This is a genomic window from Bacillus sp. FSL R7-0646 (assembly GCF_037969865.1).
Classification (GTDB): Bacteria; Bacillota; Bacilli; order Bacillales; family Bacillaceae; genus Bacillus; species Bacillus licheniformis.
The window spans coordinates 188,809-203,803 of the sequence record NZ_CP150217.1; the positions used below are offsets into that span (position 1 = coordinate 188,809).

The 14,995-nt window shown below is 46.1% G+C and carries 16 protein-coding genes; 11 read left to right on the forward strand and 5 right to left on the reverse strand.

Annotated elements, in window-relative coordinates:
* Nucleotides 1-8: 8 nt before the first annotated feature.
* From glmM to MKY62_RS01105, 3 genes are all read left to right on the forward strand, one after another.
* Nucleotides 9-1,355, forward strand: coding sequence for a phosphoglucosamine mutase (gene glmM / locus MKY62_RS01095; RefSeq protein WP_011197484.1), 1,347 nt, complete (start codon nucleotides 9-11; stop codon nucleotides 1,353-1,355).
* Nucleotides 1,356-1,796: 441 nt separating this feature from the next.
* A complete protein-coding gene (gene glmS / locus MKY62_RS01100) occupies nucleotides 1,797-3,599 on the forward strand; it encodes a glutamine--fructose-6-phosphate transaminase (isomerizing) (protein ID WP_003178449.1) in 1,803 nt (600 codons plus the stop codon).
* A gap of 190 nt (nucleotides 3,600-3,789) precedes the next feature.
* Nucleotides 3,790-4,113 (forward strand): hypothetical protein, encoded by a 324-nt coding sequence (locus tag MKY62_RS01105; protein ID WP_003178452.1) that lies wholly within the window; start codon nucleotides 3,790-3,792, stop codon nucleotides 4,111-4,113.
* A gap of 142 nt (nucleotides 4,114-4,255) precedes the next feature.
* Here MKY62_RS01105 and MKY62_RS01110 read toward each other — a convergent pair whose 3' ends face one another.
* From MKY62_RS01110 to MKY62_RS01120, 3 genes are read right to left on the reverse strand one after another with little or no spacing between them, the layout of a single operon-like run.
* Entirely contained in the window at nucleotides 4,256-4,864 is a 609-nt protein-coding gene (locus MKY62_RS01110; protein ID WP_003178454.1) for an ABC-2 transporter permease, read from the reverse strand.
* Nucleotides 4,845-5,726 carry an ABC transporter ATP-binding protein gene (locus MKY62_RS01115; protein ID WP_025805337.1) on the reverse strand — a complete coding sequence of 294 codons (882 nt, stop codon included), beginning with the start codon at nucleotides 5,724-5,726 and terminating at the stop codon, nucleotides 4,845-4,847. Before MKY62_RS01115 ends, MKY62_RS01110 begins: the two co-directional genes overlap by 20 nt.
* Nucleotides 5,726-6,103: a GntR family transcriptional regulator gene (locus tag MKY62_RS01120; protein ID WP_003178459.1), complete on the reverse strand. Its 378-nt coding sequence runs from the start codon at nucleotides 6,101-6,103 to the stop codon at nucleotides 5,726-5,728. Before MKY62_RS01120 ends, MKY62_RS01115 begins: the two co-directional genes overlap by 1 nt.
* Nucleotides 6,104-6,283: 180 nt before the next feature.
* Here MKY62_RS01120 and MKY62_RS01125 point away from each other — a divergent pair, with 180 nt between their 5' ends.
* Nucleotides 6,284-6,586 (forward strand): metalloregulator ArsR/SmtB family transcription factor, encoded by a 303-nt coding sequence (locus MKY62_RS01125; RefSeq protein WP_003178460.1) that lies wholly within the window; start codon nucleotides 6,284-6,286, stop codon nucleotides 6,584-6,586.
* Nucleotides 6,587-6,730: 144 nt separating this feature from the next.
* A complete protein-coding gene (locus MKY62_RS01130; RefSeq protein WP_003178463.1) occupies nucleotides 6,731-7,903 on the forward strand; it encodes an MFS transporter in 1,173 nt (390 codons plus the stop codon).
* Between the two features lie 248 nt (nucleotides 7,904-8,151).
* On the opposite strand, the gene MKY62_RS01135 is transcribed toward MKY62_RS01130, so the two are convergent.
* Nucleotides 8,152-8,556 carry a DinB family protein gene (locus MKY62_RS01135; protein ID WP_003178466.1) on the reverse strand — a complete coding sequence of 135 codons (405 nt, stop codon included), beginning with the start codon at nucleotides 8,554-8,556 and terminating at the stop codon, nucleotides 8,152-8,154.
* Nucleotides 8,557-8,584: 28 nt separating this feature from the next.
* Nucleotides 8,585-10,321, reverse strand: coding sequence for an ABC transporter ATP-binding protein (locus MKY62_RS01140; RefSeq protein WP_003178468.1), 1,737 nt, complete (start codon nucleotides 10,319-10,321; stop codon nucleotides 8,585-8,587).
* A 194-nt stretch (nucleotides 10,322-10,515) separates the two neighbouring features.
* On the opposite strand from MKY62_RS01140, the gene MKY62_RS01145 reads away from it, so the two are divergent.
* The 6 genes from MKY62_RS01145 to MKY62_RS01170 all read left to right on the forward strand — a co-directional run bounded on the left by MKY62_RS01145 (nucleotide 10,516) and on the right by MKY62_RS01170 (nucleotide 14,983).
* Nucleotides 10,516-11,160 (forward strand): DsbA family oxidoreductase, encoded by a 645-nt coding sequence (locus MKY62_RS01145; protein ID WP_003178469.1) that lies wholly within the window; start codon nucleotides 10,516-10,518, stop codon nucleotides 11,158-11,160.
* 73 nt (nucleotides 11,161-11,233) lie between these two features.
* Complete coding sequence (locus tag MKY62_RS01150) at nucleotides 11,234-11,653, forward strand: hypothetical protein (protein WP_003178471.1); 420 nt, start codon at nucleotides 11,234-11,236, stop codon at nucleotides 11,651-11,653.
* 74 nt (nucleotides 11,654-11,727) lie between these two features.
* On the forward strand, nucleotides 11,728-12,252 hold the full coding sequence (locus MKY62_RS01155) for an SRPBCC domain-containing protein (RefSeq protein ID WP_003178473.1): 525 nt from the start codon (nucleotides 11,728-11,730) through the stop codon (nucleotides 12,250-12,252).
* 108 nt (nucleotides 12,253-12,360) lie between these two features.
* Nucleotides 12,361-13,230 (forward strand): aminoglycoside 6-adenylyltransferase, encoded by an 870-nt coding sequence (locus MKY62_RS01160; RefSeq protein WP_003178476.1) that lies wholly within the window; start codon nucleotides 12,361-12,363, stop codon nucleotides 13,228-13,230.
* Between the two features lie 63 nt (nucleotides 13,231-13,293).
* Nucleotides 13,294-14,241 (forward strand): phosphotransferase, encoded by a 948-nt coding sequence (locus MKY62_RS01165; RefSeq protein WP_003178478.1) that lies wholly within the window; start codon nucleotides 13,294-13,296, stop codon nucleotides 14,239-14,241.
* A gap of 22 nt (nucleotides 14,242-14,263) precedes the next feature.
* On the forward strand, nucleotides 14,264-14,983 hold the full coding sequence (locus MKY62_RS01170) for a YjjG family noncanonical pyrimidine nucleotidase (RefSeq protein ID WP_003178480.1): 720 nt from the start codon (nucleotides 14,264-14,266) through the stop codon (nucleotides 14,981-14,983).
* Nucleotides 14,984-14,995: the final 12 nt, after the last annotated feature.

The window sequence follows — 14,995 nt, forward strand, 5'->3', positions numbered from 1 at the left end:
CGATATTAATGGGCAAGTATTTTGGTACAGACGGTGTAAGAGGCGTGGCAAACAGTGAACTTACACCTGAGCTGGCCTTTAAAGTCGGACGCTTTGGCGGATATGTCCTAACAAAAGATAAGGAGCGTCCCAAGGTTCTGATCGGCCGTGACACGCGCATTTCAGGGCATATGCTGGAAGGGGCCCTTGTAGCAGGCCTTCTTTCGATAGGAGCAGAAGTCATGCGTCTCGGCGTGATTTCGACGCCCGGAGTCGCATATTTGACGAAGGCTATGGACGCGGAGGCGGGTGTGATGATTTCCGCTTCCCACAACCCTGTCCAGGACAACGGAATTAAGTTTTTCGGCGGCGACGGCTTTAAGCTTTCCGATGAACAGGAGCTTGAAATCGAGCGTCTGATGGATCAGCCGGAAGATCACCTGCCAAGGCCTGTAGGCGCTGATCTGGGCATGGTGAACGACTACTTTGAAGGCGGACAGAAATATTTGCAGTTTCTTAAGCAGTCTGCTGATGAAGACTTCACAGGCATTCATGTCGCGCTTGACTGTGCGCACGGGGCGACATCTTCGCTGGCGACCCACCTGTTTGCCGATCTTGACGCAGATGTATCGACGATGGGGACTTCTCCGAACGGATTAAACATCAATGACGGAGTCGGATCAACCCACCCTGAAGCCCTGGCAGAATTTGTGAAGGAAAAGGGAGCTGACGTCGGCATGGCGTTTGACGGGGATGGCGACCGCTTAATCGCTGTCGACGAAAAAGGGAATATCGTAGACGGCGATCAAATCATGTACATATGCGCGAAGTACTTGAAGAGCGAGGGGCGCCTGACGGACAATACCGTTGTCTCCACGGTGATGAGCAACCTCGGTTTCTACAAAGCGCTTGAAGCGGAAGGCATTAAAAGCGTTCAGACAGCGGTCGGCGACCGCTATGTAGTGGAGGCGATGAAAAAGGGCGGATTTACCCTCGGCGGAGAACAGTCGGGACACCTGATTTTCCTTGATTACAATACGACAGGCGACGGACTGCTTTCTGCGATCATGCTGATGAACACGATTAAAATGACAGGCAAGCCGCTGTCTGAGCTTGCGGCAGAGATGCAGAAGTTTCCGCAGCTCCTCTTGAATGTGAAAGTAACCGATAAACATAAAGTAACGGAAAACGAAAAGGTAAAAGCGGTCATCGAAGAAGTTGAGAAGGAAATGAACGGTGACGGCCGCATCCTTGTGCGCCCATCCGGCACCGAGCCGCTTGTCCGTGTCATGGCTGAAGCGAAAACGAAGGAGCTTTGCGAGAAGTACGTAGGCCGCATTGCAGATGTCGTGAAAGCTGAAATGGGAGCAGAGTAATTTTCCGCAGAAGACTGAAGAACGAGACATGCTGATTTCACATAAGATAAAGGGAACCGTTCAATCTTGGAAAAAATGTGAACCATTTTGAAAAATGTTTGACGGTTCCTTTAGCGTATAGTAAAATCAGCTTGTCTTGTTTAATTTATAAGGAAAGGCAGGGCAGAAAAATTTTTATAGTTATAGCGCCCGGACTAAGCGTACGGATGAAACAGCTTAGTTGACGAGGATGGAGGTTTATCGAATTTTCGGCGGATGCCTCCCGGCTGACCTCAAAGATCACAGCCGCAAGGATTTCCTCAAACCAAAGAGGCGACTCTTTGAACAAAGGGAAATTGCATGATCTTCCATAAAAAACATGTAGGAGGGGACGATGAAAGTCCCCGCCTGACAAGCAGACTTTCTTCGTCTCCTGCCTGCGACTTTAGGAGGAAGAAAATTATGTGTGGTATTGTAGGTTATATTGGCCAGCTTGATGCAAAGGAAATTTTACTTAAAGGTTTGGAGAAGCTGGAGTATCGCGGCTACGATTCAGCTGGAATCGCTGTAGCGAACGAAGACGGCGTACACGTGTTTAAAGAAAAAGGACGGATCGCCGATCTTCGCGCAGCCGTTGATGCAAACGTGAAGTCACAAGCGGGAATCGGACACACGCGCTGGGCGACTCACGGAGAACCGAGCCGTCTAAACGCTCATCCGCATCAAAGCGCATCAGGCCGTTTTACACTTGTTCATAACGGCGTCATCGAAAACTATGTTCAACTGACGCGCGAATATTTACACGATGTAACCCTTAAAAGCGATACGGATACAGAGGTTGTCGTTCAAGTGATCGAGCAATTCGTCAATAACGGCCTTGACACAGAAGAAGCGTTCCGCCAAACGCTCATGCTGCTCAAAGGCTCTTATGCGATTGCATTATTCGATCATGAAAACAAAGAAACAATCTATGTTGCGAAAAATAAAAGCCCGCTTCTTGTTGGCCTTGGAGACAATTTCAATGTTGTCGCGTCTGATGCGATGGCGATGCTTCAAGTGACAAACGAATACGTGGAGCTTATGGATAAAGAAATGGTGATTGTCACAGACAAAAAAGTCGTGATCAAAAACCTCGACGGAGAATTGATGTCACGTGCCTCATATATTGCAGAGCTTGATGCGAGCGATATCGAAAAAGGCACATACCCTCACTACATGTTAAAAGAAATCGATGAACAGCCGCTTGTCATGCGGAAAATCATTCAGACGTACCAAGATGAAAACGGCAAGCTCTCCATTCCTGGAGACATTTCAAACGCTGTTGCTGAAGCCGACCGCGTCTATATCATCGCCTGCGGAACTAGCTACCATGCAGGTCTTGTCGGCAAGCAATTTATTGAAACATGGGCGAAAGTTCCGGCTGAAGTCCATGTCGCAAGCGAATTCTCTTACAATATGCCATTGCTTTCTGAGAAGCCGCTGTTTATCTTTATTTCTCAAAGCGGAGAAACGGCTGACAGCCGCGCGGTTCTCGTACAGGTGAAAAAGCTCGGACACAAAGCGCTGACATTGACCAACGTACCGGGATCTACGCTTTCCCGTGAAGCGGACTATACGCTTTTACTGAATGCCGGCCCTGAAATCGCGGTAGCGTCAACAAAAGCATATACGGCGCAAATCGCCGTTCTCGCAATTTTGGCAGCCGTGACTGCGGAAAGCCGCGGCAAAGAACTCGGCTTTGATCTTGTCAAAGAGCTCGGCATTATCGGAAACGCGATGGAAGCCCTTTGCGACCAAAAAGACGAAATGGAAATGATCGCCCGTGAATACTTGACCGTAACACGCAATGCATTTTTCATCGGCCGCGGCCTCGACTATTTCGTCTGCCTCGAAGGATCCCTGAAGCTGAAAGAGATTTCTTACATTCAAGCTGAAGGCTTCGCCGGCGGCGAATTGAAGCACGGTACGATCGCATTGATCGAAGACGGCACACCGGTCATCGCCCTTGCGACACAGGAGCACGTCAACTTAAGCATCCGCGGAAACGTCAAAGAAGTGACAGCCCGCGGCGCCAACCCTTGCGTGATCTCCCTGAAAGGCCTGGAAGAAGCAGACGACCGCTTCGTCCTGCCTGAAGTGCATCCGGAGCTCGCACCGCTCGTCTCCGTCATCCCGCTGCAGCTGATCGCATACTACGCAGCGCTGCACCGCGGCTGTGACGTTGATAAGCCACGGAACCTGGCGAAGAGTGTGACGGTGGAGTAGGAGTCGGTTGAAATAAAAGTTTGTACCCCTCTTGGATTGGATGATCTGGAGGGGTATTTTTATGTTTGAAAGAGGAATAAGTCTTATCAAAAATCGAAGTGCGCTAGATTGTAAGTGAAGCGCACAGCGGAATGCCGGGGCGGTTTGGACGATGCTCGTATATATACTTATCTTTTAAGGAAGTGTAACCATGAACAATGAAACGTACATTGAAGTTAACAGAACATCGCAGCTTATGAATAAAATGAGAAAATTTACAGTGCTGATTGATGGTGTCGAGGCTGGAAAAATCAAAGATGGCGGGAGACTGCGAATTGATTTGGAGCCTGGCGAACATGAGATCCAAGTGAAAATTGATTGGTGTGTAAGCCAAGCTTTGAGGTTTACTTTAGATGAAGGAGAAGTGTTAAAGTTTAGATGCGGAAGTCCGGTTCGTGGGTGGAAGATGTTCTTCGGACTTTTTTATGTATTGGCCGATCCAGAGAAATACTCGTTTATTGAACTGGAAGAATAGGCGATTGAAAGACGGCCTTGGTCTTCATCATCCCCATCAAACGCTGCACCGTAACAACCTGACTAGGAGTGTGACGGTGCAGTTTTTTTATCCGAGGATGAATATGAAGCGGTGTCAATGATGGAAAAAAGCCCTATCCTATTTAAAACACTTTATTTCTATAAATCCGAATCGACAGAAGCCATGAACACCCATACAGCGTAATAATTGATATGGCAACGATCAGATAGAGAAAAGTATTTTGTAAGGTTAGAAGCATGTGAATGAACTCTCTAATTTGATCGTTCAAATTTTGGACGAGAAAGTTAATCGTTAGCATATATAAGCCAAATGCAGCAATAGAAGCAATCACGAGATAGTTGCTTTTGAATTTATAACAGAATGGCAGCATGAATGAAGCAGCTGTCATCACAATGGCAACCATTAGCAAGATGTCTTTCCAGATCGTAAATTCCCGGTGAATGATGAAGTGTACGATAAATATGGCTGCAGCCACCATAGATGTAAAGAGAACGACGACAATATACTTTGAACTGACAATCTCTTTCCGTGTATAAGGCAAAGAATTGAGAAGCATATGTATAGAAGACTTTTCATCTATTGAAAAGGCATACATCGATATAACTATACTAAATACAACCCCAACCCAGATTGGAGAAATATCTAACATTAAATAAACACATAATACCAAAAACGAAGCCGCCAATGTTTTTTTCTGCAAGATAATATCTTTAAGAATTAAGTTGAACATGTTCTTTGGCTCCTTTCTTCGTATAGAACATAATATCTTCAAGGGTCGGTTTTTCTATTAACGCCATGTCCCCAAAGATTTTTTCTGTTCGTGATTTATTCGCAGTCAATGCTTCAAATCCATGAGTTGATTTTCGAACCGCTATAAATTCCTGTTCGGTCTCCCGGTCTAACAACTCCATTCCGCCTTTTACAATTGCATATTGTTCCTCAATTTCGTAAAAGTCCTTTGTAAAGATGTGCTCTCCTTTATCAATGAACGTGATATAATCTGCAATCTTATCTAAATCAGTTGTAATATGAGTCGAAAAAAAGATCGTCTTATCCCCATCTTGCATGAGCTGATGCAAGATTTCCAACAGCTCCCGGCGGAAAATCGGGTCGAGTCCGGACGTCGGTTCATCCATAATAATTAATTCCGCATGATGGGACAAAGCAACGGTTAATGATGCTTTCATTATCATCCCTTTTGAGAACGTCTTGATTTTTTTTGTGAGCGGCAAGTTAAATGTGTTCACATAATCATTAAATACTTGTTCATCCCAATTGACATAGGATCTTTTCACAATATCTTTCATTTCAGCTAACGTTAAATGTTCATAAAATATGTTGGAATCAAATACAAAGCCAATACGTTGTTTGATTTCTTTCTCATGCTCCTTGTAATTCATGCCAAATACCGTAATTGTTCCGCTGTCAGGCTGCAATAAGTTCATGATCAGTTTAATCGTTGTCGATTTTCCCACGCCATTTCCGCCGATAAATCCGGTGATAAAACCTTTTTTTACATTCATCGAAAAGTCCTTGAGCTGGAAACCATCGAACGATTTATGAACATGCCGGAGTTCAATTACATTGTCCATCATTCTTCCTCCTGATATAAAATGGTAAGCAAGTCTTTTAATTCTGTAAGGGTAACGCCTATGTCTTTGCTGTTTTTTATCGCTGCCGACAATTGCTCTTCAATGGCTTTCATTTTTCCTTCTTTCATCATTTCGTCATTCTGATCTGATACAAAAGAGCCTTTCCCGACTACGGAATAAATGAACCCATTCTTCTCCAGTTCTTCATAAGCGCGCTTTGACGTAATAAGACTGACATTCATGTCCTTTGCCAATTGGCGCATAGAAGGCAGCGGCTGTCCGGGTTTCAATTCATTCGCAAGAATTTGATCCTTAATTTGGGTGTAAATTTGTTCATAAATGGGTTGCTTTGAACTATTCGAAATTATAATTTTCATTTTAAACCCTCTTTTGTTTATATACAATATACACAATATGTACAATATACACAAAGATTGCTTGAATGGCAACGATTTTTTTATTCTTTGGGGAGTGAATTGTCAGCCAGAATTTGATGTTAAGAATAAAAGGGCACAACACATATTTACAATTTGCGATATGAAGATATAATGATTGGTATGGAACCTATTGAAATTTTCAAAGCTTTATCAAATGAATCAAGGCTGCAAATTTTGCAATGGCTGAAGGAGCCTGATCGTCATTTTAAGCCCCATGAAGGGATTGATATGAACACAATCGGGGTGTGTGTCAGCCAAATCACGGACAAATTGAAAATGACGCAATCGACGGCTTCCCAATATCTCGCGATCCTTTTAAGAGCCGGCCTGATTAAGGCGGAGCGAATCGGAAAGTATACGTACTACAAAAGAGACGAAGAGGCCATTGGAAAGCTTGCTGACTTTCTTAAAACAGAGATATGATGAGCATTAAAAAATAAACATCTCTTGATGATGTTTATTTTTACACCATACATATCGACATATTCCGATGTGTTTATTTTTTAATTTTACATATCGTTATTTCGTGATATGTAAATGTATAATGTGATAAAGGAGCGAACGATAATGTTTAGCACTTGGAAAATTTATCTTTTAGCAATCATCAGTTTTTTGGTAGGGACCTCAGAGTACATCATTTCCGGTATTTTGGATCAGATCGCCCACACACTCGGGATAACTTTAGCTGCAGCGGGGCAGCTCATTACGATCTTTTCACTGGTGTATGCTGTTTTCACCCCGGTCCTGATGGCGTTGACGGCAAGTATGGATAGGCGCAAGTTAATGATGTATGCTCTCGGTTTGTTTGTGATAGGAAATATTTTGGCTTTTACCCTGCCTGGTTATGGTTGGTTTGTTGCAGCGCGTGTCGTTATGGCTTTGGGGGCAGGCATGGTTGTGGTCACGGCCTTAACGATTGCCGCCAAGATCGCACCGGCGGGTAAGCAGGGCAGTGCAATTGCTACAGTCGTCATGGGGTTTACCGCTTCTTTGATTATAGGTGTTCCACTCGGAAGAATGACGGCAGAAGCATTAGGGTGGAAGTCTGTATTTGGGGGAATTGCTTTATTGGGATTCATCGCAATGATTGTTCTATTCTTAACATTGCCGCATACTGAAGGCGATAAGCCCGTCCCTTTGCTTCAGCAGCTTTCCCTTTTAAAGAAACGGAAAGTAGCGATGGGGTTATCGGTCACTTTTTTCTGGCTCGGAGGATATTCCGTTGCATATACTTATCTGTCTCCTTACCTTCTGACCGTTTCAGGGATCAGCGGCAATTTGCTCAGCGGCGTTTTGCTTATATTTGGAATCGCCAGCTTGGTTGGATCGAAGTTTGGCGGATATAGCACTGATAAATGGGGAGTTCCTTTTACGCTCGTTGGCGGGATGGCGCTGCATATCATCGCACTGATTTTGCTGTCGCTTGTCACCCATTCCTATGTCGGAGTACTGTTGATTCTCATATTATGGTCGTTCGCCGCATGGTCTACCGGCCCGACGCAGCAATATCACTTAGCGACGCTTGAACCCGAATTGTCAGGTGTATTGCTCGGCATCAATCAATCGATGATGCAATTCGCCATGGCCGCAGGTGCAGGAATCGGAGGGATTTTTGTAGAAAAAGTGTCGCTGGCTTCTATTACGTGGTTTGGGGCATTGGGGGTTATGATTGCGATTGTTGTTGTTTTGACGACCTTCAGTTCACGGAAAGCAGCACATGTAAGAGAAATCAGTTCATAATAGCCTTGATTGGTGTTGAAGATTCAAGGGTTTCATTCGTCATATCTTACCTGCTTTTTTGAGCCTGACAGGCAGCGCTGAGCCGAAAAATCTAGCATCCGCTCGCTGTAAAACGAGCGGATGTTTTTTTACTCAGCTAAAATCCGCAAATAAGCTTTCCAAGGTCCGACATCATCCTGATACCGCTTCGCCAGCACTCTTGCGATTTGCGAGAGGTGAGTGAGATCGTGGGCAACCCAAGTTGAGATCTATTCTCTAAGCTTGACGATTCCAAACTCCGGGTGCATCCCCGTTTGTTCGAAGTCGGTTTCAGGATCAAGAATCTGCCGCAATGTTTTCAGATTCGCCCGTCTGATTTCAGCAAATTCGTTAAGCAGCTGTTCAATCGTTTTCCCGTCGTTTTGATTCAACTGGCTGAAGCGGTCGAACGGCGGAAAAGTTTCCGTTGCTCCTTTTGTCACGATCATTTTGATTCGGGGCAACCAGTTGTTTTTTTCTCCCTCAATCAGATGGCCGACTACATCAAAGGCGTTCCAAGTGTCTTCGCCTTCATCGCAGCTGATCCAGGGGTTTGATAATCCGGTCAGCAGCTGACTCAATGTTTGTGGTGTGCGCTCCAGGATTTCGATGGCTTCCTCGAGTTGAAAGTTCATGTGAATGACCTCCTCCTTTTATAAAAGATCACGTCAACTGCCGCTCAGCAAACTCCCGATACAGCGCATGCGAAGCAATCAGCTCATGGTGCCGTCCCCGCCCTGTAATCTCGCCTTTTTCGATAAACATAATTTGGTCCGCGTTCACGATTGTCGATAGCCGGTGGGCGATGACGAAGGTGGTGCGGCCTTCCATGAGGCGGGCAAGCGCCTGCTGGACGATGGCTTCTGATTGGCTGTCGAGGCTGGCCGTCGCTTCGTCCATCATTAAAATTTTCGGGTCGCGCAGGAAGGCGCGGGCGATGGCGATCCGCTGTCTCTGTCCGCCGGACAGCTTGACGCCGCGTTCGCCGACTTCTGTATCAAGCTGCTCAGGGAATTGTTTAATAAATGTATCGGCATACGCCATTTCCGCGACTTTCCACAGTTCTTGATCATCAATGCTGTCGGCGTGATCCAAGCCGTAGCATAAGTTCTCACGGATGGTGCCGGACATCATCGGGCTGTCTTGAGATACGTAGCCGATCTGGCTGCGCCACGATTTCATCGACAGCTTGCTGATCGGTGTTTCCCCGATGTTAATGGCTCCTGAGTCCGGTTCGTAAAATCGTTCCAAGAGGCCGAACATCGTGGTTTTTCCGCCGCCGCTCGGACCGACAAACGCAATCATCTGCCCGGGATCGACGTCGAAAGATACCCCGCGTAAGACCGGCTCGCCACCGGCGTAAGTGAAAGTTACATTCTCGACATGTATCGGCAGATTGGAGATGTCCATCTCAAGCCCTTCCTGGCCTTCTTCCTCTTCAGAATGCATAATCTCGATGATCCGCTCTGTTGCCCCTTTTGCTTTTTGCAGCTGAGTGAAAAACATTGTGAACGATGTGATCGGGAAAATGATTTGAAACAGATAAAGCAAAAAGGCGATCAGCGAGCCTGCCGACATCGTCCCTTCAGAGACGCGGATGCCGCCGTAGCCGATGATGGCGACGATCACAATCATAATGACAAGGTGCATGAACGGGGAGACGAGCGCGAATATCCGAGCTTCCTTGAGGCCGTATTGAAAGAGCTTTGAAATGCCTGATAACCCTTTCATTTTTTCTGTATGCTCGGCGTTTGATGCTTTCATCAATCTGATTTCGCTTAATGTCTGCTGGACATGTCCGGTGAAGGAAGCTGTTTCATCCTGCATTGTTTTGGAAATGCGCTGCATTTTCATGCCGAGCGGGATCATGATGAAGGTCGTGATCGGAACGGAGATCAGCATAAGAAGCGTCATTTTCCAATCCATGATCAGCAGAATGACCACAGATCCGACAATGGTGATGATTCCGGAAACAAACTGCGGAAAATGGTCGGAAATCAAGCTTTCAACAATGCCGGTATCATTGACAACTCGGCTGACGGTTTCGCCGCTCGTCTTTTCGTCAAAGTAGCGGACAGGAAGGCGCAGCAGCTTGAACCACATGCGCTCCCGCAGGGAAGCGACCACTTTCTGCCCGGCGTAAGAAAGAAAATAGGTCGAAAACCCGTCGCAGACCGCTTGAACGATAAAAACGAGCGCAAGGATTCCCGATAAGGCCAGATTGATCGAATTGGCGGAAAAGCCGTCAACCATTTCCCTTGTCAACAGCGGAATGGACAAGCCGACCAAAGTCGTGACGAGGCTTGCGGTCAAACCGGCGCTTAAAGCCAGCCTGGGTACGCCGGATGTGAGAATCATTGAGAAAAACGGTTTCATGCTATTGTTGTTTTCTGTTTTCATTTAATAAACTCCTTATCGATATAATGTCAAAGAAGTTGATGGCGCAAGCTGTAACGCATCATAATACGATATAGACAGCTGAAAGTTCCCGATCATTGCCGATTTTAACTCCATACTAAAAGTTTGACAGATGACATAATTGTAACTATTATTGTTACATATAGTTGATTGGGTGACAAGAAAGGAAGAAAAACATGACAATAAATATTAAAGTATATTCCGATTATGTCTGTCCATTCTGTTTTCTCGGAAAAGACCAGCTCGAAAAAGCGATCGAAGGCAAAGATGTGGAAGTCGAGTGGCTGCCATTCGAACTGAGGCCGCGCCCATCGGAGCAGCTTGATCCGTTAAACGACCCGGCCAAATTGGCGATGTGGGACGGCGCCATTAAGCCGCGAATCGAGGCTTGGGGCGTCAATATGAAGCTGCCGAACGTCTCTCCGCATCCTTATACAGATCTGGCTCATGAAGGCTATCACTTCGCAAAAGAACACGGTAAAGGGAAAGCGTACAATGACCGGGTTTACAAAGCGTTTTTTCAGGAAGAGCAGGATATCGGCGACATCGACGTATTAACGTCGCTGGCCAAAGAAGCCGGACTGGATGAACATGCTTTTAAAGAAGCTTTAAGCGCAAGAACATATCAGGACGTGCAGCGGAAGGCGCTCCAACACGCTTACGAAGAAGCCGGCATCACGGCCGTTCCGACTTTTATCATCGGCAATGAGCGGATTGCCGGAGCCGCGGCGAAGGAAGTGTTTGAACAGGCGATCGAAAAAGAAAGCAGACAAAAACCTGTTGACGGCTTGCAGTGCGATCTTGACGGAAACAACTGCTAAGCAGGAAAAATGAGCGATTTGAAGAACCCTTTAATAGGGTTCTTTTTTATAAAGGAAAGAAGAGGGAAGACAGTTGACACTTCATCATTTTATTGCAGCCGATCGGGAGCTTCCGCTGGGGAGCTTCCGAGACCAAACAGAAGAAGGTTTGATTAGCATCGTTAAGCTTGATCCAGGATACGAAATGGTCAAAACAAAACTCAGCAAGCCGTTTGTATATGAGGCAACCGGCTGTTTACATAGACCCGGAAATGACATAAGGGCGCTATTCAGCTATATCAATTCAAATATTCCCGAGGGTGAAGATATAGAAGTTTACTCTTGCTGGGACGGTGAGGAAGACAAAGAAAAAGACGACCGCTTAGACTTTTTCATTGATATAGAGAACCTTCAGCTGGGCAAGCATGTCAAGCTGGATAAAAAGAAATACATCGATGAAATTGCCGGCCTGTTTTATTTCGAGGAGCGGCAGCTGGTCAAGATTCGCAAATAAAACACTTGTTGGCACAGGGTTTTCACGGTTTTTTTCGCCGTTTCATTTAGATATCCAATCAAGGAGGAATCAAGATGTCCGATCACAAAGCGGTACACAGCGTTCAAGCGAAAGCGGAAGGGAAAACTCTGGTCATGGAGCGGAGTTTCGAGGCGCCACGGGAGCTGGTGTTTAAGGCTTTTTCTGGGTCAGTGCATTTGGAAAGCTGGTGGGGGCCGAAAGGATGGCAGACTGCCAACAGCAGGTTTGAGTTTCAGCCGGATGGCGTATGGCTTTACTGTATGGAATGCAGAGATCAAAACCAAGGCGAATTCTATGGCCGGAAATCTTGCGGCAAGGCTGTTTTTCAAGAGATTGCGGCGCCGGAAAAGATCGTGTACACGGATATGTTTACAGACGAGGAAGGGAATGTTGTTCCCGGCATGCCGGAGATTTTGAATGAGGTTTATTTTCAAGAGCGCGACGTGGGGACAAAACTGATTACACGCTCACATTTTTCTTCTCCGAAAGAGCTTCAACAGCTGCTGGATAAGGGGATGGTCGAAGGCTTTTCTTCACAGCTGGAGCGCCTTGAAGACTACCTGAAAGCCATTCGCTAAAAGAAGGAGGACATGTCGATGACGTTTTTAGAGCATTTCATATAACCGTGTATTCGCGGACCTCCTCATCAAGATTTACTACAACAATCAAAAAGAGGAGGTATATACATGCGTACAGAGCAGGAAATCATCGATTTGGTGCTGAAGGTCGCACGGGAGGACAGCCGTGTCAGAGCGGTCGGCATGAACGGCTCGCGGACGAACCCAAACGTCCCGAAGGACCCTTTTCGCGATTATGATATTGTCTATGTTGTAACAGATATGCAGTCTTTTCTCGATGAGCCGGGCTGGGTGGACGTTTTTGGAGAGCGGATCATCATGCAGACGCCGGAAGCGATGGAGCTGTTTCCGAATGAGCTTGGCAACCGCTTTTCGTATTTGATGTTATTTACAGACGGCAGCCGCATTGATTTGATTCTTGTGCCGCTTGAAGAAAAGCTGGAATATAGCAGGGAAGACGGCTTGACCGTGATCCTGTTGGATAAGGATCAGGATCTGCCCGTCATCCCGCCGCCGACGGATCGGGAATATTGGGTGCAAAAACCGTCCCCGCAATGCTTCGCCGACTGCTGCAATGAATTTTGGTGGACATCGACATATGTGGCCAAAGGCTTGTGGCGGCAGGAAATTCTTTATGCACTCGATCATTTAAATCTCGTCAGGGCCATGCTGTTGAAAATGCTCGAATGGAAGGTCGGCTTTGAAACGGGCTTTTCGCTGAGCATAGGTAAAAATGCAAAATTTTTGGATCGCTATGTTGATCAAAATACGTGGGAAAGGCTTTTGGAGACGTATCCGCCAGCTGATTATAAGCGGGTATGGAACAGTTTGTTTAAGATGTGGGAGCTGTTTGAAGAGACAGCAGCAGCAGTTGCTGAACATCTGAATGAACAATACCTCTTCGCAGAAGCGGAGAAAGTCAGACAGTATCTGAGGCGCGTTCAGCAGCTGAAACCTGATGCAAAGGAAATTGACTAATCAAATGATGGCCGCACTCCCGGCAGGTGAGCCGGGAGTGCGTTTTTTGCGGAGGTGAACGGAATGTTCAGTATTAAAAAAATGCTGCAGAACCATTATGGAATCGACAGTGTGAACATTTCTCCCGAGCAAGGCGGGTGGACAGCACTTGCTTATCAAGTAACCGACGGTGAAGCGGCTTTCTTTTTAAAAGTGTATGATAAAAATAGGGCATCGACAGCGAAATGGGCAGCTTTAATCGATAATTACATCCCTGTTCTGGGGTGGCTGGGGGATCACACCGCTCTCAACGGGAGGCTGCCTGTGCCGCTTTTGACAACAGCTGGAGAATACAAGTGTGAAGATGACGATGCGGTGTATATGCTTTATGAATACATTGCCGGTGAAACCATTGGAGATCAGCCGCTCGGCAAAGGGTGCGTGGAGAAGCTCGCCGGAATCATAGCGGAGCTGCACCGATATGATGAGACGATCCCGGTGAAGACAGAAGGAATTAAAGAAAAATATGATATTTCGTTTTTAGATGAGATGACACAATGGCTTGATCACCTGCCTTGTGAGCTGGCGACACTCATTCAACCCTACAGCGGAGCAATCCGCGATATGATGGAGTCAGCCTTATCCCTGGCGGATGATTTGAAATGCAGCGGCAGAAGATTGGCTTTGTGCCATACAGATGTTCATGGCTGGAATTTGATGAAAACGGGCGGGGAATTGATTCTGATCGATTGGGAGGGCTTGAAACTGGCCCCTGTTGAAGCGGATCTGATGTTCTTTGCTAACCAGCCGTATGCTCAAGAGTTTTTGCGCGTTTACTGCGAGACTCATAAAGGATTTGAAATCGATCAGAACGCTTTGCGGTTTTATCAGATCAGGCGAAGACTGGAGGACATATGGGAGTTTACAGAGCAGCTGGCGTTTGACATTCAGGCAGAGAAAGAAAAGGCAGAGACGATGAGCTTGCTGAAAAACGAGCTTGAAGCCATAAAAGACAGCAAGACCGGCTACTAAAATGCTAAACGGAGGAACACTCGTGAAAAATTATCGTACTTTATTTTTTGATGTGGATGATACACTATTAGACTTCGGTGCGGCAGAAAAGTCAGCATTGCGAATGCTTTTTGAGGAGCAGCAAATTCGTTTGACAGCTGAAATAGAAGCGAATTATAAACGAATCAATCAAGGTTTATGGAGGGTGTTCGAAAAAGGGGAGATGGACCGCGACCAAGTGGTGAACACACGCTTTTCCCTTTTATTCAAAGAATATGGTCTTGAGGCTGACGGCGTTTTGCTTGAGAAGAAGTATCGCAGCTTCCTTGAAGAAGGGCATCAGCTGATAGACGGCGCTTTTGAATTAATCAAAAGCCTGCGGGATCAATATGATTTATATATCGTGACGAACGGTGTTTCAAAAACGCAGTATAAGCGCCTGCAAGCTTCAGGATTGTACCCGATGTTTAAAGGGATTTTTGTTTCAGAAGACACCGGTTTTCAAAAGCCGATGAAAGAATACTTTGATTACGTTTTTGAACGGATTCCTCATTTTTCTGTCGATCAGGGGCTGATCATCGGGGATTCATTGACAGCGGACATAGAAGGGGGGCGGCTGGCCGGATTGGATACATGCTGGATGAATCCGGGCATGATAGCAAATGACACTGGTATTGTACCAACCTATCAAATACAAAAACTTGATGAGTTGTATTATATTTTAAACATTGAAAAAGAATCGGCCGCCGGCCATTGTTTATAAGGAAAAACGGGC

What these genes read in the sequence shown, in the direction of transcription:
- glmM (WP_011197484.1), top strand. Translation starts at nt 9, where the DNA reads ATGGGCAAGTATTTTGGTACAGACGGTGTAAGAGGCGTGGCAAACAGT.
- glmS (WP_003178449.1), top strand. Translation starts at nt 1,797, where the DNA reads ATGTGTGGTATTGTAGGTTATATTGGCCAGCTTGATGCAAAGGAAATT.
- MKY62_RS01105 (WP_003178452.1), top strand. Translation starts at nt 3,790, where the DNA reads ATGAACAATGAAACGTACATTGAAGTTAACAGAACATCGCAGCTTATG.
- MKY62_RS01110 (WP_003178454.1), bottom strand. Translation starts at nt 4,864, where the DNA reads ATGTTCAACTTAATTCTTAAAGATATTATCTTGCAGAAAAAAACATTG.
- MKY62_RS01115 (WP_025805337.1), bottom strand. Translation starts at nt 5,726, where the DNA reads ATGGACAATGTAATTGAACTCCGGCATGTTCATAAATCGTTCGATGGT.
- MKY62_RS01120 (WP_003178459.1), bottom strand. Translation starts at nt 6,103, where the DNA reads ATGAAAATTATAATTTCGAATAGTTCAAAGCAACCCATTTATGAACAA.
- MKY62_RS01125 (WP_003178460.1), top strand. Translation starts at nt 6,284, where the DNA reads ATGGAACCTATTGAAATTTTCAAAGCTTTATCAAATGAATCAAGGCTG.
- MKY62_RS01130 (WP_003178463.1), top strand. Translation starts at nt 6,731, where the DNA reads ATGTTTAGCACTTGGAAAATTTATCTTTTAGCAATCATCAGTTTTTTG.
- MKY62_RS01135 (WP_003178466.1), bottom strand. Translation starts at nt 8,556, where the DNA reads ATGAACTTTCAACTCGAGGAAGCCATCGAAATCCTGGAGCGCACACCA.
- MKY62_RS01140 (WP_003178468.1), bottom strand. Translation starts at nt 10,321, where the DNA reads ATGAAAACAGAAAACAACAATAGCATGAAACCGTTTTTCTCAATGATT.
- MKY62_RS01145 (WP_003178469.1), top strand. Translation starts at nt 10,516, where the DNA reads ATGACAATAAATATTAAAGTATATTCCGATTATGTCTGTCCATTCTGT.
- MKY62_RS01155 (WP_003178473.1), top strand. Translation starts at nt 11,728, where the DNA reads ATGTCCGATCACAAAGCGGTACACAGCGTTCAAGCGAAAGCGGAAGGG.
- MKY62_RS01160 (WP_003178476.1), top strand. Translation starts at nt 12,361, where the DNA reads ATGCGTACAGAGCAGGAAATCATCGATTTGGTGCTGAAGGTCGCACGG.
- MKY62_RS01165 (WP_003178478.1), top strand. Translation starts at nt 13,294, where the DNA reads ATGTTCAGTATTAAAAAAATGCTGCAGAACCATTATGGAATCGACAGT.